15 protein-coding genes and 2 pseudogenes are annotated in these 23,076 nt (G+C 70.4%); 7 read left to right on the forward strand and 10 right to left on the reverse strand.

The window, feature by feature from the left end; all coding sequences use genetic code 11:
- Window positions 1-42 precede the first annotated feature (42 nt).
- Window positions 43-609: a GNAT family N-acetyltransferase gene (locus CLV67_RS26200; RefSeq protein WP_106323208.1), complete on the forward strand. Its 567-nt coding sequence runs from the start codon at window positions 43-45 to the stop codon at window positions 607-609.
- Window positions 610-732: 123 nt separating this feature from the next.
- On the opposite strand, the gene CLV67_RS26205 is transcribed toward CLV67_RS26200, so the two are convergent.
- Complete coding sequence (locus CLV67_RS26205; protein ID WP_106322896.1) at window positions 733-2,160, reverse strand: NAD-dependent succinate-semialdehyde dehydrogenase; 1,428 nt, start codon at window positions 2,158-2,160, stop codon at window positions 733-735.
- Between the two features lie 115 nt (window positions 2,161-2,275).
- Here CLV67_RS26205 and CLV67_RS52050 point away from each other — a divergent pair, with 115 nt between their 5' ends.
- The 4 genes from CLV67_RS52050 to CLV67_RS26220 all read left to right on the forward strand — a co-directional run bounded on the left by CLV67_RS52050 (window position 2,276) and on the right by CLV67_RS26220 (window position 5,303).
- Complete coding sequence (locus tag CLV67_RS52050) at window positions 2,276-2,431, forward strand: hypothetical protein (RefSeq protein ID WP_170153999.1); 156 nt, start codon at window positions 2,276-2,278, stop codon at window positions 2,429-2,431.
- Window positions 2,432-2,485: 54 nt separating this feature from the next.
- Window positions 2,486-4,051 carry an alpha-amylase family glycosyl hydrolase gene (locus tag CLV67_RS26210; RefSeq protein WP_106322898.1) on the forward strand — a complete coding sequence of 522 codons (1,566 nt, stop codon included), beginning with the start codon at window positions 2,486-2,488 and terminating at the stop codon, window positions 4,049-4,051.
- 68 nt (window positions 4,052-4,119) lie between these two features.
- Window positions 4,120-4,878 (forward strand): PDDEXK family nuclease, encoded by a 759-nt coding sequence (locus tag CLV67_RS26215; protein ID WP_106322900.1) that lies wholly within the window; start codon window positions 4,120-4,122, stop codon window positions 4,876-4,878.
- The gene (locus tag CLV67_RS26220) at window positions 4,848-5,303 is read left to right on the forward strand and encodes a hypothetical protein (protein ID WP_106322902.1); all 456 of its coding nucleotides are present in this window, start codon (window positions 4,848-4,850) and stop codon (window positions 5,301-5,303) included. Before CLV67_RS26215 ends, CLV67_RS26220 begins: the two co-directional genes overlap by 31 nt.
- Window positions 5,304-5,610: 307 nt before the next feature.
- Here the strand turns inward: CLV67_RS26220 and CLV67_RS26225 are convergent, their stop codons facing one another.
- On the reverse strand, window positions 5,611-6,573 hold the full coding sequence (locus tag CLV67_RS26225; protein ID WP_203737294.1) for a hypothetical protein: 963 nt from the start codon (window positions 6,571-6,573) through the stop codon (window positions 5,611-5,613).
- Between the two features lie 244 nt (window positions 6,574-6,817).
- On the opposite strand from CLV67_RS26225, the gene CLV67_RS26235 reads away from it, so the two are divergent.
- Window positions 6,818-7,738 (forward strand): helix-turn-helix domain-containing protein, encoded by a 921-nt coding sequence (locus tag CLV67_RS26235; RefSeq protein ID WP_106322904.1) that lies wholly within the window; start codon window positions 6,818-6,820, stop codon window positions 7,736-7,738.
- 56 nt (window positions 7,739-7,794) lie between these two features.
- On the opposite strand, the pseudogene CLV67_RS54795 reads toward CLV67_RS26235, so the two are convergent.
- The 3 genes and pseudogenes from CLV67_RS54795 to CLV67_RS26245 form a co-directional block, all read right to left on the reverse strand.
- A pseudogene (locus CLV67_RS54795) lies at window positions 7,795-8,526 on the reverse strand (HNH endonuclease signature motif containing protein); the annotation flags it as partial.
- A 663-nt stretch (window positions 8,527-9,189) separates the two neighbouring features.
- Window positions 9,190-9,936, reverse strand: a pseudogene (locus CLV67_RS54800) (DUF222 domain-containing protein); the annotation flags it as partial.
- Between the two features lie 110 nt (window positions 9,937-10,046).
- On the reverse strand, window positions 10,047-10,490 hold the full coding sequence (locus CLV67_RS26245) for an NUDIX hydrolase (RefSeq protein ID WP_106322906.1): 444 nt from the start codon (window positions 10,488-10,490) through the stop codon (window positions 10,047-10,049).
- A 39-nt stretch (window positions 10,491-10,529) separates the two neighbouring features.
- Between CLV67_RS26245 and CLV67_RS26250 the strand changes: the two genes are divergently transcribed.
- Window positions 10,530-11,162, forward strand: coding sequence for an L-threonylcarbamoyladenylate synthase (locus CLV67_RS26250; RefSeq protein WP_106322908.1), 633 nt, complete (start codon window positions 10,530-10,532; stop codon window positions 11,160-11,162).
- On the opposite strand, the gene CLV67_RS26255 is transcribed toward CLV67_RS26250, so the two are convergent.
- The 5 genes from CLV67_RS26255 to CLV67_RS26275 all read right to left on the reverse strand — a co-directional run bounded on the left by CLV67_RS26255 (window position 11,143) and on the right by CLV67_RS26275 (window position 22,864).
- On the reverse strand, window positions 11,143-14,214 hold the full coding sequence (locus tag CLV67_RS26255) for an AfsR/SARP family transcriptional regulator (protein ID WP_170154000.1): 3,072 nt from the start codon (window positions 14,212-14,214) through the stop codon (window positions 11,143-11,145). The genes CLV67_RS26250 and CLV67_RS26255 overlap by 20 nt on opposite strands.
- 311 nt (window positions 14,215-14,525) lie before the next feature.
- On the reverse strand, window positions 14,526-15,761 hold the full coding sequence (locus CLV67_RS26260) for an SGNH/GDSL hydrolase family protein (RefSeq protein WP_106322913.1): 1,236 nt from the start codon (window positions 15,759-15,761) through the stop codon (window positions 14,526-14,528).
- Between the two features lie 262 nt (window positions 15,762-16,023).
- Window positions 16,024-17,142: a lytic polysaccharide monooxygenase auxiliary activity family 9 protein gene (locus CLV67_RS26265; protein ID WP_106322915.1), complete on the reverse strand. Its 1,119-nt coding sequence runs from the start codon at window positions 17,140-17,142 to the stop codon at window positions 16,024-16,026.
- A gap of 2 nt (window positions 17,143-17,144) precedes the next feature.
- Window positions 17,145-20,030 carry a glycoside hydrolase family 48 protein gene (locus tag CLV67_RS26270; RefSeq protein WP_239166531.1) on the reverse strand — a complete coding sequence of 962 codons (2,886 nt, stop codon included), beginning with the start codon at window positions 20,028-20,030 and terminating at the stop codon, window positions 17,145-17,147.
- A 122-nt stretch (window positions 20,031-20,152) separates the two neighbouring features.
- Window positions 20,153-22,864 (reverse strand): cellulose binding domain-containing protein, encoded by a 2,712-nt coding sequence (locus CLV67_RS26275; RefSeq protein ID WP_106322920.1) that lies wholly within the window; start codon window positions 22,862-22,864, stop codon window positions 20,153-20,155.
- Window positions 22,865-23,076: the final 212 nt, after the last annotated feature.

Here is a 23,076-nt window from a genome sequence, read left to right on the forward strand (position 1 = left end):
CGGCACATCCGCGACTTGAGGAGGAGTGACCAGAATGGGCGCATGACGCTGACCGTCCGTCTCGCCACCCACGACGACATGCCCGCCCTGCGGAAGTTGATGACAGCCGCCATCGCGGAGCTGCAGAAGGAGTTCCTCACCGAGGAGCAGATCGCCGCCAGTGCCGCGATCATGGGTCTGGACACCCAGCTCATCGATGACGGCACCTATTTCGCGGTGGTGGAGAGTTCCACGGTGGCGGAGAGCACGGCAGTAGGGGGTGAATCTGTTCGTGGATGCGGTGGGTGGAGCCGGCGGGCCACCCTCTACGGCGGCGACCACACCGCGGGGCGCGACGCGGCGCTGCTGGACCCGGCGAAGGACCCGGCGAGGGTCCGCGCCATGTACACCGACCCGGCCCACACGCGCCGGGGCATCGGCCGGATGATCCTCACCGCCTGCGAGGAGGCCGCCGCGGCAGAGGGCTTCCGGACTCTGGAACTCATGGGCACCATGTCCGGACAGCCGCTCTACGCCGCGGCCGGGTTCGTCGTGGTCGAGGAGCTTCAGGACGATCGCGGTGGCGCGTCTGTCCCGCTCGTCCGCATGCGGAAGACGATCACAGGCTGACGGGCCGATCCTGCCTGATCACTGCCCTACCTAATTCACCGCCCTACCAGTTCACTGCCCTACCTATTCACCGCCCTACCTATTCACCGCCCTACCTATTCACCGCCCTACCTATTCACCGCCCTACCAGTTCACCGCGATGTACTTGCTCTCCAGGTACTCGAGCAGCCCGTCGTGGCCGCCCTCCCGGCCGATGCCGCTCTGCTTCACCCCGCCGAACGGCGCCGCCGGGTCACTGACCAGCCCGCGGTTGATGCCGACCATGCCGGCCTCGATCGCCTCGCTCACCCGCAGTCCACGCGCGAGATCCTGCGTGTAGACGTACGCGACCAGGCCGTACTCGGTGTCGTTGGCCAGCCGGACCGCCTCGTCCTCGCCGGTGAACGTCACGATCGGCGCCACCGGCCCGAAGATCTCCTCCCGCAGGATCGGCGCGTCAGCGGGCACCCCGGTCAGCACCGTCGGCGGGTAGTAGAAGCCCGGCCCGTCCGGGCGGCTGCCACCGGTGACCGCCTCGGCGCCACCGTCCAGCGCGCCCTTCACCAGGCTGTCCACCTTCGCCACGGTGTCCTCGTTGACGAGCGGCCCGACCTGCGTCTTCTCGTCCGTTCCCGGCCCGACGACCAGCGCCGACATGCGCTGCGCCAGCTTGCGGGAGAACTCCGCGGCGACCGGCGCCTCGACGAAGAACCGGTTCGCGGCCGTGCACGCCTCACCGCCGTTGCGCATCTTCGCGATCATCGCGCCGTCCACCGCGGCGTCGAGGTCGGCGTCGGCGAACACCACGAACGGGGCGTTGCCGCCCAGCTCCATCGACGTGTTGACGACGTTCTCGGCGGCCTGGGCCAGCAGGATCCGGCCCACCTCGGTCGAACCGGTGAACGACAGCTTGCGAACCCGGGCGTCACGCAGCATCGCCGAGACGACCTTGCCCGAGCTGCGCGACGGCAGCACGTTCACCACGCCCTCGGGGACGCCGGCCTCGGCCAGGATCGCGGCCATCGCCAGCGCGGTCAGCGGCGTGTCGCTGGCCGGCTTGAGCACGACCGTGCAACCGGCCGCCAGCGCCGGACCGATCTTGCGGGTGGCCATCGCGGCCGGGAAGTTCCAGGGCGTCACCAGCACACACACGCCGACCGGCTGCCGTACGACCAGGATCCGGTTGGCGCCCGACGGGGCCGTCGCGACCGCACCCTCGCCACGGACCGCCTCCTCGGCGAACCAGCGGAAGAACTCGGCGGCGTACGTCACCTCACCCTTGGCGTCGGTGAGTGCCTTGCCGTTCTCCAGGCTGATCAGTTTCGCCAGCTCGGAGGCGCGCTCGGTCATCAGCTCGAACGCCTTGCGGAGCACCTCCGACCGTACCCGCGGAGGCGTCGCCGCCCATCCCGGGCCCGCCGCTGCCGCCGCCTCCACCGCGGCGATCGCGTCCGCCTCCCCGCCGTCGGCGACCGTGGCGATCGTGTCGCCGGTCGCCGGGTCCAGCACGTCGAACCGATTCCCCGACGAAGCAGGCACCCACTTGCCGGCGATGAAAAGGTCGGTCTCCACAGCAGCTCCTCAATCCCACGGCCGGTCGATCTCACAGCTTTCTCACGCCCAGCATTCCCCGGAACGTGACGTGCCGCCATGATTCCGCCACGACCCGGCTGGGCACATTAAAGGCATGGCTACCATCACGCAGCGCATCCAGGCATTTCTCACCAGTCCGCGCGGCCGGCAGCTCGCCGATCAGGGCCGCCGTCAGCTCGCCAAGCCGGAGAACCAGCAGCGCCTCCGCGGCCTGCTCGCCCGGCTGCAGGGACGCGGTCACCGCCGCTGAGGAGGTGGCCGCTGAGGGGCTCGCCCGCCCTGACGGGTCATCGATAATCGGGCGATGTGGTGGTCCGAGGGTGTCGTCTATCAGGTGTATCCGCGGTCCTTCGCGGACGGCGACGGTGACGGCATCGGCGATCTTGCGGGCCTGACGGCCCGCCTCGGCCACATCGCCCGGCTCGGCGTGGACGCGATCTGGCTCACGCCGTTCCAGCGTTCGCCTCAGAAGGACCATGGGTATGACGTGAGCGACTACACCGACGTCGACCCGCTCTTCGGTGACCTGGCCGGTTTCGACGCGCTCGTGACCCAGGCCCACGATCAGGGCCTGCGGGTGATCGTCGACATCGTGCCCAACCACTGCTCCGACCAGCACCCGATCTTCCAGCGGGCGCTGGCCGGCGACCCGTCGGCCCGCGCCCGGTTCCACTTCGTCGAGCCCCTGGACGGTTCTGGCCCGCCCAACGACTGGCCCAGCGTCTTCGGCGGCCCGGCCTGGACCCGGCTCGCCGACGGGTCCTGGTACCTGCACCTCTACACGCCCGAACAGCCCGACTGGAACTGGCGCGACCCTCGCACCGCCCCCTTCTTCGACGAGGTGCTGCGCTTCTGGCTCGACCGCGGCGTCGACGGCCTGCGCATCGATGTCGCGCATGGCCTGTTCAAGGCACCTGGCCTGCCGTCGCTGCCACCCGGCACCATTCCCGAACCCGGCCGCTTACGCGGCAACCCCCACGCCTGCGACCAGCCGGAAACCCTCGAGGTCTACCGGCGCTGGCGCAAGATCACCGATGGGTACGATCCACCGCGCGCCCTGATCGGCGAGGTCAACCTCGACCCGCACCGGGCCGCCGCCTACGTCGGCGACGACCGTCTGCACCAGTCGTTCGCCTTCCAGTTCCTGGTCGCCCCGTGGAACGCGCACGCCTGGCGCGACACCGCCACCCGTCTGCTGGCCCACCGTCCCGTCACCTGGGTCGTCGAGAACCACGACGTCATAAGGACCGCGACCCGCTACGGCAACGCCGACCGTGCCCGCGCCGCCCTGCTGACGATCCTCGCCCTGCCCGGGGCCGCCTACCTCTACCAGGGACAGGAGTACAGCCTGCCGGAGGCCGACGTGCCCGAACACGCCCGCCAGGATCCCGCGTGGCACCGTTCCGGCCCCTCCCGCGGCTCGGCACCCGGCTCCGCGCCCCGCTCGGCCCAAGACTCCGCGCCCGGCCCGGCCAACGGCTCGGGTTTTTCGCGTGACGGCTGCCGTGTCCCGCTGCCCTGGCCGACAGGCTTCTCCCCGCCGGGCGCGGCACCACCGTGGCTGCCAGTCCCGTCCGGCTGGAAGTCCCACCTCGCCTCCCCCACGCTTGCGCTGACTCGCGACGCCATCGCCGTACGCCGAAGCCTGAATCTCTCCCCCGACGCTCCGGTGACCCTGACCGTCGACGATGACGACCGCCTGATTGCGGAGATGCCCGAGCTCACCCTCGTGGTGGCCATGGGCACGACCCCGGTCCCCCTCCCACCCGGCGAGGTCCTGCTGACCAGCGGCCCCCTGGTCAGCGGCACCCTGACCAGCGAGTCCCTCCTTCCACCGGACGCCGCCGCCTGGCTGGCCCCGCTGGGCTAAATTCACTCCACCCAGCGGTCCCTCCACCCAGCGGTCACTCCACCCAGCGCCGACCTCAGGAGCGCCTCGTGCCCAACGATCTGGTCTACCTCGTGCAGGGATCCGAGGCGACGCCCGCCGCACGGATATCGCTGGCCGAGGCGGGACTCAAGGAGCGCGAGGACCTCCAGGAATGGGTGGTCGAGCATGCGGAGGTCCTCGGTGAGGGTGTCCGCGTCATCACGATCGAGTACGACCGCTGGTCGACCGGCTCCGGCACCCCGGCCCGGCAGCGGCTGGACGTGCTGGGCCTGACCGGCGCCGGGCAGCTTCTCGTCGCCGAACTCAAGCGCGAGCAGGACCGCGACATCCATCTGCAGGCACTGACCTATGCCGCGCTGGTGTCCCGGTTCACCGTCCGTACCCTGGCCGCGGCGCACGCTGACTTCCTGACCCGTCGTGGCCGTGAGACGTCGGCCGAGGAGGCCGAGGCGCTGCTGCGCGACCACGTCGAAGGCGACCTCGATCCTCAGGTGCTGGCCAACCCCCGGATCGTCCTGCTCGCCTCGGACCATCCGCCGCAGGTGGTCACCGCGGTCGACTGGCTCTGCGAGGTCAGTGACCACCGCCTGCAGATCGAGCTGCGCACCGTGAACGCATGGCGGATCGGGCACCAGACGGCCGTGCGGTTCGACGTCATGTACCGGTCGCGGGCATCGACGAGAAGCTGTTGTCACCCACCGAAGCCGGCAGCGCCTCATCGGTCGCCTCGTCGGTCGCGGAGAAGACCGCCGAGGCGACCCGTGCCGCGAACACCGTGCGGATCATCGTCGACGGCGGTCTGCTGAACACCGGCGACGTCCTGATGCTGCAGCCGACGACCGAGATCCCGGCGGACATGCGCGCGGCCATCGAAGCCTGGGTGGCCGACGAACCGGCTCGCGGTCGTGCCACCTGGACCGGCGCCGCGGACAGGCCGCTGCGCTGGGAGGGTGACGGCGGCACCTGGCGCCCGACGACCCTGGTCCGGCACATCGTCAAACAGGCGACCGGCCAGAACCGCGGAGGCCGGGGGCCCGCGTGGTGGGTGACGGAGACCGGCGTCGATCTCACGGCCCTCGCCTACGGACGTACCGGCCGCCGCGACTGGGAGGACCTGCATCAACTGATCGCCGCGATCGAGGAGGGCGAGTGGACCAACTACGGTGAGCTCGCCCAGGTCATCGGCGTCTCCGCCATCAGCGTCGGCCAGCACATCGCGAAGAGGTCCTGACCGCCGAAGGCGTCACCTTCGATCCCGTTGGACGCGCCGCCGTCACCCACAAGGTCTCGGCCTCCACTCTCCAGCAGCGGCGCAGGTCTTCGCCGGGAGCGTAGGCCGGCGCCGTGCAGCAGCCCCGGCTCGGCTCCTCGGCTCGGCTCGGCTCCTCGGCTCGGCCGGCTCGGCTCGGCTCGGCTCGGCTCGGCTCGGCTCGGCTCGGCTCGGCTCGGCTCGGCTCGGCTCGGCTCGGCTCGGCGAGGATGGGCTGCCACTCGAAGGGACCTACCGGAAGTGGTGCCGAAGGCCGGCTACGCGCCACTCAGTGCCGGTCGAGACGAGCGACCAGCAGGTTCGGATTCTTCTGTGTGACGTAGGCGGCGCTGGTCACGTAGACGTTGCCGCCGCTGACCAGGACCGAGGTCGGGTTGGAGAGTCCGTCGGCCTCGGTGAGTACGGTCTTCGCCGGGGCCCCCTCACCCTCACCGGTCAGCACGACTCTGTTCTCCGTGACGAGGCCGGCCAGGATCTGTTCGCCCCTACCGGTGAAGTCGAAGTCGTCGATGCCGGTGAGACCGGTGGCGATCGTCGTGAACTCCCCGGCCCGGCGACCGGTCAACGGGGTGCGCAGGATCGTGCCCCGATCAAGGTTGGACACGTAGAGACGCCCGTCCCGGATCCGCGCCCCATTGACGCCGAAGAAGCCGGTCGACGTCAGCTCAGGACCGTCGCTGAAGATCGTGACCCGGCCTTTGCGGTTCACCGCGTAGACGACGCCCTTGGCGGAGTCCGTTACATAGAGGGTGCCGGTCGCCGCGTCGCGGGCCATCCCGTTGGGCAGACCGTCTGCCGGAAGGTCGGCGATCTTGTACGGCCTGCGGCCCTCGGTGAACGTCCACACGCCGGTCTCGGTCGAGCCGGTCGCGTAGAGCACGTAAAAGGTGTTCCCCTCACGAACCAGGCCGGTCGTGAGGGGGAAACCGAGCAGAGGCGTCACCGCGGCCGGATCTGCCGGGGCGGGCAGGGTCGCCAGCACGCGGGTGCTGCCATCGGGACCGATCCGAGCCACCTGCCGGGCACCGGCGAAGGTGACGTCGACGCTGCCCGAGCGATCGGCCACGACGTTCTCCGGCATCTGCCCGCCGGCGAGGTCGAACCGCGCGACGACGGCCGGACGCCGCACCGGCGCCGTGGCCGCGTCGGCCGTGCCGGCCACGGCGACGAGAGCACCTGAGGCGAGCACAGCGGCGGCCAGCGCAGATTTGACGACACCGCGCGACAGCACACCGCGTGAGGAGGTCCGGCTGGACCGGACATGGTCGGGCCGAACAAGGCGGGATTGGGCACTGCGGGATTGGGCACTGCGGGAAGCGGCGGTACGGGAAGCGGCGGTACTGGAAGCGGCGGTACTGGGTGTGGATGACATGGGAACGATCGTGGGCGGGTGCACGCGGCGCATCCAGACCCGCTTCTGCCTACCCCTGACAGATGCAGGCAAGGCCGACGAGGTCTCCGCATACTTGGCAACCATGGACACCAAGTCGCCGCTCGGCGAGTTCCTGCAGGCCCGGCGGGCGCGGCTCAGCCCGGACGATGTCGGCCTGCCCCGATATGGCGACCGGCGCCGGGTGCCCGGGTTGCGGCGGGAGGAACTGGCCATGCTCGCCGGCGTCAGTGCCGGGTACTACACGCGGCTCGAACAGGGCCAGTCGCTCAACGCCTCGCCGGAGGTGCTCGACTCGATCGCCCGGGCGATGCGGCTGACCTCGGCCGAGCGCGATCACCTGCACGTCCTGTCGGCGACACCGACCAGGACTGCGGGCGGGGTGCCCGACAGGGCGCGGGGTGCGACGGCCGATCGGCGGTACGGGCCCGAGCGACGGTACGAACCCGAACGGGTCCCCGCGGAGCTGCGCACTCTTCTCGCGGCGATGGAGCAGGTACCCGCGCTCGTCGTCGGCCGCCGCAACGACGTGCTCGCCTGGAACAGGGCCGGACACGCGCTGCTCGCCGGCCATGTGGACTTCGGCGCGCCCGACCAGCACGGCGCAGGGCACCCGGATGCGGGCCCCAACCTGTCCCGGCTGGTGTTCCTGGACGCGCACACCCGCGCCCTCTATCAGGACTGGACGAAGAAGGCCCGGGCCGCGGTCGGCAACCTGCGGGTGATGACCGCCCGCAACCCCGGCGACGCCGGTCTGGCTGCGCTGGTGGGTGAGCTGGCCATCGCGAGCGCCGACTTCGCCCGGATGTGGGCCGAGCACAGCATCGAGCCGTGTGACAGCGAGATCTACGAGCTGGACCACCCCGTGGTGGGACGCCTGACGGTCACCCAGCAGACGCTACGCATCCCCCAGCAACCGAACCAGTCGCTCGTCACGATGACGGCCGAACCGGGTTCCCCGTCCGCCGCGGCCCTGACGATGCTGCAGCACACGATGTCCCGATAGCGCGGGTCCCGATAGCGCGGCTCCTGATAGCACGGCTCCCGACGACCAGTCGGCTCTCATATGCGCAGGTGGTAGGCGTTACGGCGGGGTATGCGATCGGCGTCGAGCCACGCCGGCGGAAGAAACTCGGCGTGTCCGTCAGCGGCCATGCGAACCCGCCATCCGGCAGCCTTCCGACCGGGGCCCTCACGATCGGCACCCGTCAGACCAGCACCCGTCGAGCCAGCGCCTGTCAGGCCGGCACTTTCGAGACCGGCATTTCCGAGACCGGCGCCCTCCCACGCGGCGTCATCGTGGATGAGGCGGTGGTGGAAGCCGCAGAGCAGCACGAGGTTGCTCAAGTCGGTGGGGCCGCCGTCTGCCCAGCTGACGATGTGGTGGGCGTCGCACCAACGGGGTGGGCGGTCGCAGCCCGGGAAGGCGCAGCCTCTGTCGCGGGCGTTCAGAGCAAGGCGCAGGGTGCCGGTGGCGGTGCGGCGAGTGCGGCCGGCATCCAGGATCCTGCTGTCGCCGTCGAGGACGACAGGAAGGACCCGGGCATCACAACCGAGCCGGCGGACCGCCCCAGCGGACAAGGGTTCGCCGTTGTCGAGCAGGCCGGTGCCGAGTTTCGCGCGCAGGGGGTCGTAGCCAACGGTGACGGTGAGTTGCGGCCGGTCGCCGCCGTTGGCCGGCAGGCCGCCGCTGGTCAGCGCGAGCCTGCAGACGTCGATGAGCGCGTCGGCCCGCCGCTGGCCGGGCGTGCGCGCCGCGCTCCCGGCCGTTGCCAGCTCGGAACCGATACCGGCTAGCTCGGGGCCGGACTGGGCGAGCGCCGAATCGGCCTGGGAGAATCCGGGCCCCGCCTGCGCGAGCCCGGGATCGGCCTGAGCGCGCAGGGAATCGGCCTGAGCGCGCACGGGATCGGCCTGAGCGCGCACGGGATCGGCCTGAGCGCGCACGGGATCGGCCTGAGCGCGCACGGGATCGGCCTGAGCGCGCACGGGATCGGCCTGAGCGCGCACGGGATCGGCCTGAGCGCGCACGGGATCGGCCTGAGCGCGCACGGGATCGGCCTGAGCGCGCACGGGATCGGCCTGGGCGCGCACGGGATCGGGCTGGGCGAGTTCGTGGCCCTCCTGTGCGAACTCTGAACCCGTCTGAGCGAACGCGGAACCGGCCTGGGCGGGCGCGGAACCGGCCTGGGCGGGCGCGGGACCGGCCTGGGCGGCGCGGGTGCCATCCTGGATTGATCCGGGCTGGGCTCGGGAAGATCCAGGGCCAGCCTGACCGAATTCCAGACCGGCCTGAGCAAGCCCGGGACCAGCCTGAGCGAGCACGGATCCAATCTGACCTAGCCCCTCACCGGCCTGAACGACCTCCGGACCGATCGGGGTGAGTTGGGCGCAGTGCAGGGTGCGTTTCGCACCTGTCCGGGAGGGTGCCCCGTTCAGCTGGCCTGGTTCAGCGGGATCCGGCTTGCAGAGCGGGTCGAGGGCGGCATTGACCACGGCGGCGGACTCGGTGTCGAGCATCCCGCGGAGACGGACCCGGCCACCGCCGGCGGGGCTGAGGGTCAGATAGCGGTCGGCGTGGGCGTCGCGCTCCATGCGGCGCAGCCAGCGCTCCTCCTCGGCGTCGGCCACCTCGGGGGCGACGTGGCTAAGGACGCGGCGGCCGGCGATGCGCAGTCCGCCGGGGTCGAGGTGTCGCGCCCAGTCGGTGAGCACTGCGCCGGCTCGGGCGCGGGTTTCCGGGTCGACGGCGGCCGGCAGTTCGGCGAGCGCGGCGACGATGGTCCCGAGTTGTTCGGCGTTGACCTTTCCGGCGGTGACGGCGGCGTCGAGGGCCGGGTCACGGTCGATGGCGGTGGCCTGCGTCAGCAGGTGATGGGCGGCTGCAGGACTGACCCGCAGTCGGCCGCGCAGCCATGACTGGGGCGAGGGGGCGTGCTGGGCGGCCGGCACGCCACGGCGATCGGCCTCGCGCACGGCGTGCAGGAGCGCGGCGTGGAGCATCTGCTGGGCGGAGTGCACGGTGTCGAGGAAATCCAGCAGCTCACCCTGCGACAACGGCGCCAACCACCGCGCCGCGGCCTGCGCGGCGAGATCGGCGAGCTCTCCCATGACCTCCGGCACGCCACCCATCTTCGAACACTCGTACGACAATTCCAGTCCGCCAGAGGGGACCCTGTCAGCGCCGTCACACCGCGACGACATGCAAACGGCACCGCGAAGACGGGCACGGCACCGCGAAAACGAGAACGGCACCGCGAAAACGAGAACGGCCCCGCGAAAACGAGAACGGCACCGCGAAACGGGCGAACAGCTCAGCCCAGTCCTGCGACGATCTCGGCGAGGGCCGGCGGTTCGAGGCGGCCGGGCAGCTCGGTGAAGTCGGCGGGGTGGACCCAGGCGTGGGTGAGAAGTTCGCGCTGCTCGTACGGCAGGAGGCCCTCCCGGATCACCACCGGCCGTGAGGTGGGGAAGGACGCCGTGAAGAACTGCTCCGGACCCACGAAGTGGGTTCCCTTCCACACCGTGTCGCGCTGGACGTCGATGAAGTCCTCGCCGATCGCGGAGGGGTCGAGACCGGTCTCCTCGGCGAGTTCGCGCCGCGCCGCCTGCAGCGGCGTCTCCCCCGGGTCGATGCCGCCGCCGGGCGGCTCCCACAGGCGTGCGCCGGAGACCGGATCCTCCCAGTTCATGAGCAGGACACGCCCGTCGGCGTCGAAACAGATCACGCGTACCGCCGGGCGGTGAACGTTCGCCATCACGGAAGCCTAAGGCTGCGACAAGTTAGGCTGCGACGAGTGGCCAAGTACTTCGACGTGCACCCGGACAATCCGCAGGCGCGCAGCATCCATCAGATCGTCGACCTCATCCGCTCCGACGGGCTGATCGCCTATCCGACCGACTCGTGTTTCGCGCTCGGATGCCGGATGGGCAGCAAGGACGCGCTCGACCGGATCCGGGCGATCCGTCACCTCGACGACAGGCACCACTTCACCCTGATGTGTCATGACTTCGCTCAGCTGGGCCAGTTCGTGACGATCAACAACGCGCTGTTCCGGGCGGTGAAGGCGTCCACACCGGGCCCCTACACGTTCATCCTCCCGGCCACGAAGGAGGTGCCGAGGCGTCTGCTTCACCCCAAGAAGAAGACGGTGGGCGTACGGATAACCGCGCACACGACAGCACAGGCGATCCTCGCCGAACTCGGTGAGCCGCTGGTCTCCAGCACGCTGCTGCTGCCGGGCGAGCCGGAGCCCATGACGCAGGGCTGGGAGATCAAGGAGATGCTCGACCACGCGATCGACGCGGTCGTCGACTCCGGTGACTGCGGCACTGAACCCACCACGGTCATCGACCTGTCCGAGGGCGAACCCGAGATTTTGCGCGTGGGCGCCGGCGACCCGGAGAGGTTCAGCTCGAGCCCGGCATGAGAGAGCCCGGCGCGAGAGGGGCCGGCGCGAGAGGGGCCGGCGTGAGAGGGGCCGGCGCGAGAGGGGCCGACGTGAGGGGACGCAGCTTGACTCGCAGGGTCGCGGCCCCGGGATGATCGAGCTTCTCGAGCAGGGCGAGCGCCTGCCGCCACTGCAGGGCCGCGGAGGCCGGGGCGTCGGCCGCGGCGTAGGCGTCGCCGAGGTGTTCACGGATCTCGGCCTCGTTGAGCAGGTCACCGGCCGCCCGGTACAGGTCGAGCGCCCGCCGGTAGGCGTCCACCGCCCGCTCGTGGTCGCCGAGGTGGTGGTGCGCCCAGCCGACGCTGTCCCAGGAGGCCGCTTCGCCGTACCGATCGCCTAGCTCCTGATGCAGTTCGAGGGCCTCTTCGCAGTGCCGCAGCGTGAGGTCGTGGTGGCCCTGCCTGCCGAGGGTCCATCCGAGCGCACTGAGCGCCCGCGCCTCGCCGACCCGGTTGCCGGCCTTGCGGTACAGCTCGAGGGCCTGGCCGGTGAGCAGCAGGCACTCGTCGTCGCGCCCCTGCTGGTCGCGCATCCAGCTGATGCTGAACAGGGTGTGCGCCTGACCGAGCAGGTCACCGGCCAGCTCGTAGAGCCGTTCCGCCTCGGCGTAGTGCGGTTCGGCCTCGGCGAAGCGGCCGACCTGGACGTAGCCGCGGGCCAGTACGCGATGCGCGGACGCCTCGGCGCGGATCTCGCCACGCTGGTGGGCGGCGGCCACGGCGATCGTCTCGACGGTTATCCAGTCGTCCCAGTGACCCTGCCGATCCAGGAAGTCGATCACCACCCAGGGCAGCTGCCAGCCGTGATCCCCAGTCCAGCCGTGATCCCCCGAATCGTGCTCACCCGTGCCCTGCTCACCCGTGTCCCGCTCGCTCAGATCGCGGACGTACCGGATCGCGGCCATCAGGGCGGCGTGCTCGGCGGCGAACCAGTCCAGCGCCACGGTCTCGCCGCGGATCGGCTCGGGTTCCACACCCGCCGCGGGCTCCGCGAGCGCCAGTGGCTCCCGCTGCGGATCGACCTCCAGCGCCGCGGCGTGCCCGGTGTGCAGCAGGTGGTCCAGCATGCGGCGGGCAGCCGGGTCGCGTTCGGCCTCCGGCAGAAGATCCTGGGCGTACGCCCGGAGCAGATCATGCATCACGAAACGTCCCGGCCGATGCTCACTGATCAGGCTGGCCGCCAGTAGTTCGGCCAGGGCGGCGCTCGTCTCGGCGGCGGGACGGCCGGCCAGGGAGACCGCCGCGGCAGCCGACAGGTCGGGCCCGAAGCTCGCGCCGAAGAGACGGAACAGCCGGGCCGCGGCCGGGGCCAGCGCCTGGTACGACCACGAGAACACGGTCCGCGGATCAGTCTCGGCGTCGGCGCCGGTGTCGCCCTGTGCCCCAATACCAGGCTCGCTGTCGGCATCGGTGCCGGTCAGCCCCGCGAGCCGCGAGCCGTCCAGGCGGGTCGCGGCGAGTTCGGCGGCCAGTTCGGCGAGCGGCTGCCCGGCCCGGATCGCGGCCCGCGCGGCCACCGTGACCAGCGCCAGCGGCAGTCCGGCGGTGGCGGCCGCCAGCGTCGCGACGATGCACGGCTCGGCGGCGAGCCGGGCCGCGCCGAGCCGGGCCGCGAGCAGTTCCCCGGCCTGGCCCGGATCGAGCGCGTCGACCCGCACGGGCAGCGCGCCGTGCGAGGCGACCAGGCCGGCGAGCCGGTCGCGACTGGTGACCACGACCGCGCAGTCACCGGTACCGGGCAGCAGCGGCCGCACGTGCGCGGCGTCGCGGGCGTTGTCGAGGACCAGCAGCAGCCGGCGACCGGCGAGGAGGCTGCGCAGCAGGCCGGTGCGGGCATCGAGGCCGGCCGGGACCGGGTGACCCGGCGCGAGCGCGACGAGCAGGTTGCGGGCCGCCTCCTCGGGCGTCATCACGTCGTCATCGCCGCCGACACCCGGCTGAGAGCCGTGCCTCGACTGCGAACCGTCCCAGGACTGCGAACCGTGCCGGGACTGCGAACCGTGCCGGGACTGGAAACCGTGCCGGGACTGGAAACCGCGCAGATTCAGGTAGAGCTGCCCGTCCGGGAAGCGATGGGTCGTCCGGTGACCCCAGTGAACGGCCAGCGCCGACTTCCCAGCCCCGGGCGGACCCGACACCACGACAAGCCGTACGCCGCCCGCTGACGGACCGGTCAGCGCGCGGTCGAGTTCGGCCAGCTCGGCACGCCGGCCGGTGAACGCGAGGGCGTCGGCGGGCAGCTGGGCGGGCACGCCGGGGCGCGGCCGGACGGTTGCGGACGGCCCGGCGTCACCGCGCAGGATGCTGGTGTGCAGGTCGGCCAGCTCGGGGCCGGGTTCGCTGCCGAGCCGCTCGACGATGGCATTGCGGGTACGGGCGAACATCTCCAGCGCCTGCGCCTGCCTCCCCGCCTCCACGAGCGCGTTCATCAGCACCGCGACCAGGCTCTCGACGGTGGGGTGCTCGGCGGCGGCGGGACCGAGCCGGTCGGCGACCTCCTCGGCGCGACCCAGGCGCAGGGCGCACCGGCCGTACCGGGCCAGCACGTCGAGGCGCTCGCGGGCCAGATCGTCCCGGACCCGCCCGGCCCAGGCTCCGGGCACCCCGGCGAGCGCCTCGTCGCCCCAGTCCCCCAGCGCGGCAAGCAGCAGTGCGGTGGCCCGCTCGTCGTCTCCGGCCTCCTCGGCGGCGCGGGCCTCGATCACCCGGCGGCGGGCCCGGTGCAGATCGACGGAGTCCGGGTCGCAGTCGATCAGGTAGCCACCGGAGGTGTACCGCAGGCTGCCCGGCCCGAGGATCGGGTCGAGGACACGGCGCAGGCGGGTGGCGTACGGCGCGAGCGGAGTGGTCGAGCGGGGCGGCGCGTCGCCCCAGATCCGGTCGATCAGGGTGCCGGCCGGCACCACCTGACCCGGCGTGAGCAGCAGTGATGCGAGTAGACAGCGCTGCTTGCCGGGCCCCAGAGCGACGGGTTCAGGGTCTTGACCCTCGTCACCGGTCAGCTCCATCGGGCCGAGCAGGCGCCACCGCATCGTTGTTCCGTTCCCCCGTTTGAGCAAGACACCGTCCTGCAAGACACCGTTCTGCAAGACACCGTCCTGCAAAACACCATCCTGCAAGACACCATCGTGCAAGAAACCATCGTTCTGGGCGGGTTCGTGCAGGCAAAGATCTGGAACCCAGGATTTAGAACCATTGCCCATGTGCAAGCAATATGCAAACACGTGTCGGCACCATGACCCGGCGTCCACGGAGCACGGGGGATCGTGGGCGTGTACGGGGGCGGCGTGCGGGGGCAGCGACGTCCCCGCCTCTATATCCCCACCTCTACATCCCCAGGCGCTCAGCCGAAGAGCTCCAGCGGTACAGCCATGGCCAGCGCCGCCGTACCGACATCGTTGGGATGCAGGCCGTCACCACTGTCGTAACGGACGTCCAACCGGGTGGGAGCCGCCACATCGCGGACCGCGGCGTCGAAGTCGATCACCGCGTCGTATTCGCCGCTCCCCCGGATCCAGTCGTTGATCTCCTGGCGTTTGGCCCGGTTGGGCGCGTTGTTGTAGCGGTGCGCGGCGCCACCGAACGGCAGCAGCGTGCCGCCGTAGACGCTGAGGCCCGCGCCCCGCGCCCGGGAGATCAGCTGGCGGTGACCGGCGATCAGCTGGGCCGCGGTCAGGTCCGGGGCGTTGGCCAGGTCGTTCACGCCGATCAGGGTGACCACGTACCGCACGCCGGGATGGGCGAGCACGTCCCGGTCGAAACGACGCAGCGTCGCCGCCCCGATCAGCGCCTTCTCGTGGGCACGGCCGGTCGGGTCCTCGTACCCGAAAAGGAGCCGGTTGCCGCTGAGACCGGCGTTGAGCACGCCGCGCGGGCGGGGTTTGTCTCCGGCCCGCAGCCGGGCGGAGAGCAGGTCCGGCCAGCGGTGGTTGGTGTTGTCGGTGGTCTCGGTGCCGCACGTGATCGAGTCGCCGAGCGCGACGATCGCGGAGGCGTTGCGCACGGTACGCACGCTCACACCGGACAACCACAGGTAGCGGGTGATCCGCCGGCCGGCGCCGGGCCGGTCGACAGCGGTGGCGTCCCCGTTCACGACCAGGTTGGTCTGCTTGGACCGCGGGCTGATGGTGCCGGCCGGGGTGGCGTCCGGCAGGTAGAGGCTGATCACCAGGTCGGCGCCGGGCTCGACGATCAGGTCGGCGTGGTCGCTGGTGGCGGTCTGGCCGGGAGCAAGGAGGACCTCGGTGGCGCCGTCGAAGGTGAGCGGCCGGCGCTGTCCGGGCACCGTCTCGGTGGACGCGCCGGTGCCGGAGCGGACGGCGATCGAGGCGGCACCGATGCGTACCGGCTCGGCCCCGTAGGCATTGGAGAGCGTGACTCTGGGAAGATCACCACCGACGCTGGTGTGCACGACCTGCCGGACCGTCTGCCCGGCGAGGGTGAGCACCTTCCCGGCCGGGACCGCGGTCGGGGCGGCCGCCCAGGTGCCGACCCGCACCGGCAGCCGGTGGATCGGGTCGCCGTGACCGGCCTTGCCGGGGGTGCCCATCACGACGGCGGCGCCCGTTGCGGCCAGCATCAGGCCGCGGCGCGTCAGGGCACGCGGAACTGCGGTGCCCCGGAAGGCGGCGCCCGGGAGGGCGGCGGAGCCTTCTGCACCTAATTGGCCGACAAGAGAGCTTTTCGTGGTTATGCGGCTAACGTACGTAGACCGTCGGTTCTGAGTCAAGCCGGCCTCCGACGAACGGACTCCCCCGGCGGGCGACATCGGTCACATCGCCGGGGGAGCCGTCATCCGAGCGTCAGCTCACAGGGTCAGCGCACAGGGTCAGCTCACAGGGTCACCCTGTGGTACAGGTCAGGTTGCCGACCTGCGCTGCCGCCGATCCGGAGGCGAGGAACCCGAACGTGACGGAGCCGTTGGCCGCGACCGTGGAGTTCCACGACTCGTTCGTCACCGACACCAGTGATCCGGAACTGGTGCCCTTCGCGCTCCAGACCTGGGCGAGCTGCTGGCTCCCGGGCCAGGTCCAGGAGATGTTCCAGCCGTTCACCGCGGTCGATCCGGCGTGCACCATGACCTCACCCTGGAAGCCACCGGTCCACGTCGACTTGACGCTGTACATCGCCGTGCAGCCACCGGCCGGGTTCGAAGGGCCGGGGTTGGACGGGCTCGGACCCGGGTTGGACGGGCTGGGACCCGGGTTCGACGGGCTGGGACCGGGGTTGCTGGGCGACGGGCTGGTGCCCCCGCCGCCGATGCCGGTGACCTCGCCGTTACCGCCGTCGAAGACCACGTCCGAGCAGCCGTAGAACGTCTCCGTGCTGTCCGAGCGCGACCAGACCGAGTAGATCAGGTGCTTGCCGGTCTTGTTCGCCGGCAGGCGGCCGTTCCAGTAGTAGTGACCGTCGTCGGTGCCCGGTCCGCCGTTCGCGGGCGGGTTGGTCACCTGGTCGAACGGCGTCGGCTCGAGATCGCTCCAGGCGAGCGGCTTGCTCGGGTTGTAGCCGTCCTTGGTGATGTAGAGGGAGAACGTGCCGGGGTGCTTGGCCCAGTTGTTGTACTTGAACTGGACGCTCGCACCGGCCGTCAGGTGGGTGGTCGGCCAGTCGTTGCGGGCCAGGTTGAAACCGGTGAAGTTGTACGGGCCACCGGTTCCGCCGCTGCACAGCTGGCCGTCCGGGATGAACCCGTTGACCCGCCCGGCGCCGTCCGAGCGGAGCACGGCGAACCAGTTGTACAGCGAGGTGACCCCGCTCTGCGCGACCGCCGCGGCGCAGGCCGCGTTCTTCGGCTCGATCGCTCCGCTCTGCGGGTTACGGCCGTCCTGGTAACAGAACCAGGTGCGGCTGCCGGGCACCTGAATGGCGCCGTGGGCCTGGGCTGGGCTGCTGGGCGAGGCCAGGAGCCCGGCCGCGGCGGCGAACAGGACCACCGCGGCCATACGGAAGATTTTCATCGTCACCCTTGGGGGAAGAGGCGGGCGTATTCGGCGTAGCCGGTGGCGACGTCGACCTGCGCCCAGAACCGGTGGTAGTTGAACGACGGCGCCGGGCCGCCCTTCAGATAGGCGTCGAGCTTCGGGAAGTCCGGGTCGTTGCGGTAGAAGCTGCGGATGTCCAGGAACGAGACACCCGGCTTGATGACGTCGCCGTTCGGCATCTCGCCGGTCCAGCCCGGCGGAATGTAGATGCCCTGACCGGTGGAGGCGTTGTAGACGTCGTCCATCCGGTTGTAGTCGGCGCGGGTCTCGGTGCTCGACACGCCCTTGCTGTCCTTGAACGCCCAGATCGCGTCGAGCAGCCCCTTGGCCGCAGCCTTGGCCTGCGCGTTACCGGACTTGGCGGCGTAGAAGGTGAGCAGCTTGGCGTACGAGCCGGCCACACCGAGGTCCTGGCTGTGGTTGAGGACGGTCACGTGCAGGTTGGTGTTGGCAGCCGGGCTGGACGGGTTCCAGGTGGCCGGCGCGCCCGACCACTGCAGGTCGGACGGGATGGCGAAGGTGTTCGTGCCGATCGTGGTGTTGGCCAGCGCCCACGGCACCCACTTGTCGAGCACCGCCTTGGCCTTGGCGTTGCCGGTCACGTAGTACAGCTCGGCGAGCCGCTCCAGCGACCAGGTCTGCATGCCGAACCAGCGGTTGGACGGCGGGTCCTCGTAGACCGGGGCCTCGACGTAGGACAGGCCGTAGAACTGCGGGACGTTCGTCGGCCGGGCCGAGTAGTTGCCGTTCCAGCTGTTGGTCGCACCGCCGGCGATGGCACCCTCGGACGATTGCAGCCACTGGTAGAACTCCAGCTGCCGGTCGAGGCTGGCCTGCCAGTCGGCCTTCGCGGTCGGCGACTTCGGGTTGAAGGCGCTGACGTTGGACATGATGTACGCGGCCATCGGGTTCTGGTATCCGAAGTGGCTGACGCTGGAGCCGATGCGCCACGCCCAGCCGGCGCTGGTGTCGTAGGCCCCGCCCCAGGCGTAGTACCACGACATCAGGTTGTTGGAGGCGTTCTTGCCGGTGCCGGCCGGGCACGAGGTGGACCCGCAGCCGGGCTGCTTGAAGTACTTGTCGTAGAAGGAGTACCGCAGGTAGTCGCCCATCTTGGCGGCGTTGGCGACGGTGGTGGAGATCTGCGACGCCTTGCCCTGCTCGGTGGCCCACTGCAGCGCCCAGTAGGCGACCTGCACGGCGCGTGCGTCCGCGTCCGGGGCGTTGGTGTACTTCCACTGCTTGGCGTAGGACGCGTCCTTGGTGAACAGGTCCAGGTAACCGTTCGGGCCGCCGTGCGCGAACGTGTCGCAGGACGGCTGCGGCACGGTCTCGAAGGTCGACTCCTGCGGGCCGCGCTGGAACGTGTTGATGTACGCGACGCGCGTGGTGCCGTCACCGCAGTGACCGAAGCCGTACACGTTGTCGACGTCCAGCAGCCAGTGCATGCCGTAGATGTCGGAGGTGCCGTACGCCGTCTTCAGCTCGTTGGCGAGCGGGTCGGTGCCGACCGACACACCGGTGTCGAGCTGGGACGGGTACTGCGACGGCAGCGGGTACTCGGCCGCGTACGTCGCCGGCTTGGCCGGGTTGTAGTTGGTGTTGGTCGGCTGGTCGGCGTGCGACGGGATGATGTACTTCTCCATCGTCGCCCAGGCGCTGTTGAACGGCGCCCAGTCACCGCTGATCCGGGAGTGCGCCGCCTCGAGCCACAGCCAGTACGAGAACGCCTCGCTGGTGGTCTCGTGACCGTGGTCGGGCGCCTCGTCGATCAGTGTCTCGATCGAGTGGTAGGGCACGCCCTCCGGGCTGAAGTAGCCGTTGGCCGGGTTCTTCAGGTCGTTGTAGAGCTGCGTGAAACGGGTGTCCACCGAGCCCGGTTCGGTGACCGTGACGCCCAGCTGGGCCGCCGTGTAGCCGGTCGAGGTGGCCGAGATCGTCGCGGTGGCCCCGATCGCCGCCGAGGACGAGGCCGCCACCGTGACGGACTGGCCGGTGCTCCAGTTCGACGGGGTGAAGGTGAGCGTCGCCGGGGTCACGGTGACCGCCGTGGATCCGGCGCTGCGGGCCACGGCCACGGTGACGTTCGCGGTCGGCGCCTTGCTCAGCGCGAGCTTGAACGCCCCGCTGGCTCCGGGGTTGATGGCCAGTGACGTGGCGTCGGCGACGATCGCCGGGGTGGTCGCCGCGTCGACGAAGACCGGAACGTCGGCCGTGTTGCTCTTGGTGCCGGCGTTGTCGTACGCGATGGCCTGTACGCGGTAGGCGGCGCTCTGCGCCGGAACCCCGTCCCAGCTGTACGTGTACGGGGCGGCCGTGTCGGTGCCCAGCAGCAGGCCGTCGTGGTAGAACTCGACCTTGCTGATGGTCTGGCCGCTCGCCGCCGTGGCCGTGGCCGCGATCGGGATCGACGCGGGCGCGGTGTAGCGGGTGTTGGCGGCCGGGCTGGTGATCGCCACGGTCGGCGCGTTCGCCGTCTGGTTGCAGGCGGTCCCGTTCAGGGTGAACGCGGTCGGCACCGGGTTGGCCGAGCCGAAGGTGCCGTTGAAGCCGGTCCCCACGGTCGCGTTGGTGCCGAGGTTGCCGTTCCAGCCGGCGTTGTTGACGGTGACGTGCTGACCGGACTGGCTGTAGACGCCACTCCAGCCCTGCACCGCCTTCTGGGCCGCGTCGGGGAAGTCGAACTCCAGTTTCCAGCTGGTCAGCGGGTCACCGGTGTTCTTGATCTGAATGTCGCCGGTGAAGCCGCCGGGCCACTGGCTCTGCACCTTGTAGACGACGGTGCAGCCGGCCGCGGCATAGGCCGGGGCACCGGCCGCGAGGACCGCACCGGCGCCGAGAACGGCGACGCCGGTGAGGGCCACTTTCCGTCGGAGTCTTCCGCCGGTTCTCGGTGATCCGGATCTTTCGGGGGATGGGGTCACAGCGATGTTCCTCTCCGCCGGAGGTGGTGGCGCCGGCTGGAGCCGGCGCCACGACATCCGGCCTACGGGGTGGTGGAGCAGGTGATCGGGGACGGAACGGGATTCGTGGTGCCGGTGGAACTGCCGAGGAATCCGAAGGTGGTGGATGCCCCGGACGAGAGGGCGCCGTTGTAGCCGGCGTTCACGACGCTGACGGCGCTGCCGGACTGGGTGGCGGTGCCGCCCCAGGCCTGGTTGACGGTCTGCCCGGCGGTGTAGGTCCAGCCGACCTTCCAGCCGGTGGTCGCCGCCGTGCCGTTGTTCTTGACGGTGACCTCGCCCTGGAAGCCGCCGGTCCACTGCCCGGTCACCTTGTACGTGGCGGAACAGCCGGTGGACGTGCTGGGCGAGTTGGACGGCTGGACCGAGGTGGACGGCTGGACCGAGATCGAGGGCTGGACCGAGGCCGACGGCGAGACGGACGTCGACACCGAGGCGGACGGGGACGGGCCGGCCGACGACGCGGAGACCGACGGCGTCGGGGTGGTGGGGCCACCGAGCCGGTCGGCGTAGAGGATGCCCCGGCCGTTGGTGCCCAGGTAGACCCGGCCGTAGACACGCGGGTCACCGGCAAGGGCGTCACCCGCGTTGCCGTACTGATGCTTGTCGTCGTTGATCCTGACCCAGTAGGCCCCACTGTTGTCGGATCGGAACACCCCGTCGACGCCGTCGACCGTGCCGACGAGGAACACCGCCGGACGCGTGGCACCGGGGGCCGCCTTGCCGAACGCCACGTTGACGCTCTCGGACACACCGCCGCCGACCGTGGTGAACGACTGCCCCGAGTTCGTGGAGCGCAGCAGCCCGGTCTTGCCGGCCAGCCACACCTCGCCGGCGACACCGGGGACGGCCTTCAGATTGACCCGGCCCTCCGTGGGCATGGCCGCTGTCGAAGCGGTGAACGTCGCGCCGCCGTCCGTGCTGGTGTAGAACTTGCCGGCGGCGTACCCATAGAAGGTCTTGGGGTTGACCCTGTCGCTCTCGACCTTGGCGCCGGCCGGGATGCCGGTGGACGCGCTCCACGTGCTGCCCCGGGTGGTCGAGTAGTGCACGCCGACGCCGACCGGCGACCAGACCACCGCGTTGGCGTCGGCGCCGACCGCGACCGTGCCGCCGCCGGTGACCCCGGACGGCTCCTGACCCTGGTACCAGCTCTTGCCGCCGTCGTTGGAGACGCCGATGTGCGGTGCCGCGTCCGCATTGCCGACCCGCACGAAGAACGACGGGCTGAGCTCGGCGAAGTCGAGGCCCGTGTTGCTGCCCAGTGCCGGGGTGTCGTGGAAGTTCGCCTGCACCGTGTCGAGGTCGGCGTGGTGGAAGCCGCCGACGTCGTAGAGCGCGCTGACCAGCGGAGCACCGGTCGGCGGGCTGGCCAGGTCCTGGACCGCCGTCTCCTCGATGCCCTTGGCCATCGGCTTGATCGTGAAGGTGGTGTTGCTGTCCCAGTTGGTGAGGTTGGTGGTGCCGTAGAGGGTGGCGCCGGTGCCGTAGAGCAGGCGGTTGGAGTCGAACGGGTCGATCGCGAGGGACTCGTTCATCCAGCCGAGCTTCGGGCTCTCCTCGGGCGCCTGGGCGGTGCTGTTGAAGTCCAGCCACGGGTTCGCCGAGATGTCCATGGTGTAGCGCTTGGTACGGCTGGGGTAGCCGTTCCAGTCCCAGGCGCGGGTCCAGGTGGCGCCGTAGTCGGTGGACCGGAAGAAGATCGCGTCCGGCCACCAGGAGATCTGGGTGGCCACCATGAGGGTGCCGGGCTTCTTGGCGTCCACGGTCAGGCCGGAGTAGCCGTAGTAGCGGTCGGCGACCGGGGTGGGCGAGATGTCGGTCCAGACGCCGGTGGTGGTGTCCAGGCGGGCGACCTGCCCGGCGGCGCCGTCGTACGGGCCACCGGTGTCACTGGTCGCGATGAAGAGGTATTTGCCCTGGATGACACCCTTGTGCGCGAGATATCCGGTCGGCTGGCCGGCGACCCGTTCCCAGGTGACGCCGGAGTCCAGCGAGCGGTAGACCGGGTTCTCCTTGTCGGCCACTCCGACATATACAGCGGGTGACGCCGGGTCGAGGGTGACCCATGTCAGACCTTGGTTCTGATTCAGATAGCCGTTCGGATCGGCGGGGTCGGCGACGTAGTTACCGACGTTCGGGAAGTTGGCTACTTTTCCCCACGTGGCGCCGTAGTCGGTGCTGCGCCAGAGCCCGTTTCCGCCCTCGGCGGCGAAATAGACGTTCCGGTTGTTGCGGGGGTCCACGGCGAGCCGCTCCCCCATGCCGCGACCGGGCATGTTGCCGCCGACCTTGAACGGCAGCATGGTCCGTGACCAGGTGTTTCCCTTGTCCGTGGAGCGCAGGATCGCCCCGTTGCTGGGGTCCCAGCTGTTCGTGTACATGCCGACCGCGGCGTAGACGCGGGCGGTGTCGACCGGGTCGGCCGCAATGCTGAGGACACCGTTGTGACCCCAGTCGTCCTGCCCGACCCAGTCCAGCAACGGGGTCCAGCTCTGGGTCGACTGGCTCCAGCGGTAGGCGCCGCCGATGTCGGTGCGTGCGTAGATGAGGTCCTTCTCGCCGGGGTTGAAGACGACGCCGGGCACGAAGCCGCCGCCGTCGATCCGGACGTTCTTCCAGGTGTAGGGCTCTGCGGGGGCGGCTGCTGCCAGGTTCGGGCCGGAGGCGACGACCACTGCGGTCGCCGCGAGCACGAGGGCGGCGACGACTATGCCGCCGGGGGACCTTCGCATCGGGGGATGACCCTTTCCATTGAAATGCACCTCGCTAAGGCGCGTCTCATCGAAGTGCATGAGTGGGAGCGCTCCCAGAAGCGTCGGTCGCTGTCATCTTCGTGTCAAGAGCCGGAAACTTCTCGGTGATGACGAGCCGGCCGTTCACCCCAGCAGAACGAAGTCGACATTCAGTGACATTTGACCGCTGGAAGGGCTGTGTATCATTCGGC

This window comes from Actinoplanes italicus, from assembly GCF_003001815.1.
Lineage (GTDB): Bacteria > Actinomycetota > Actinomycetes > Mycobacteriales > Micromonosporaceae > Actinoplanes > Actinoplanes italicus.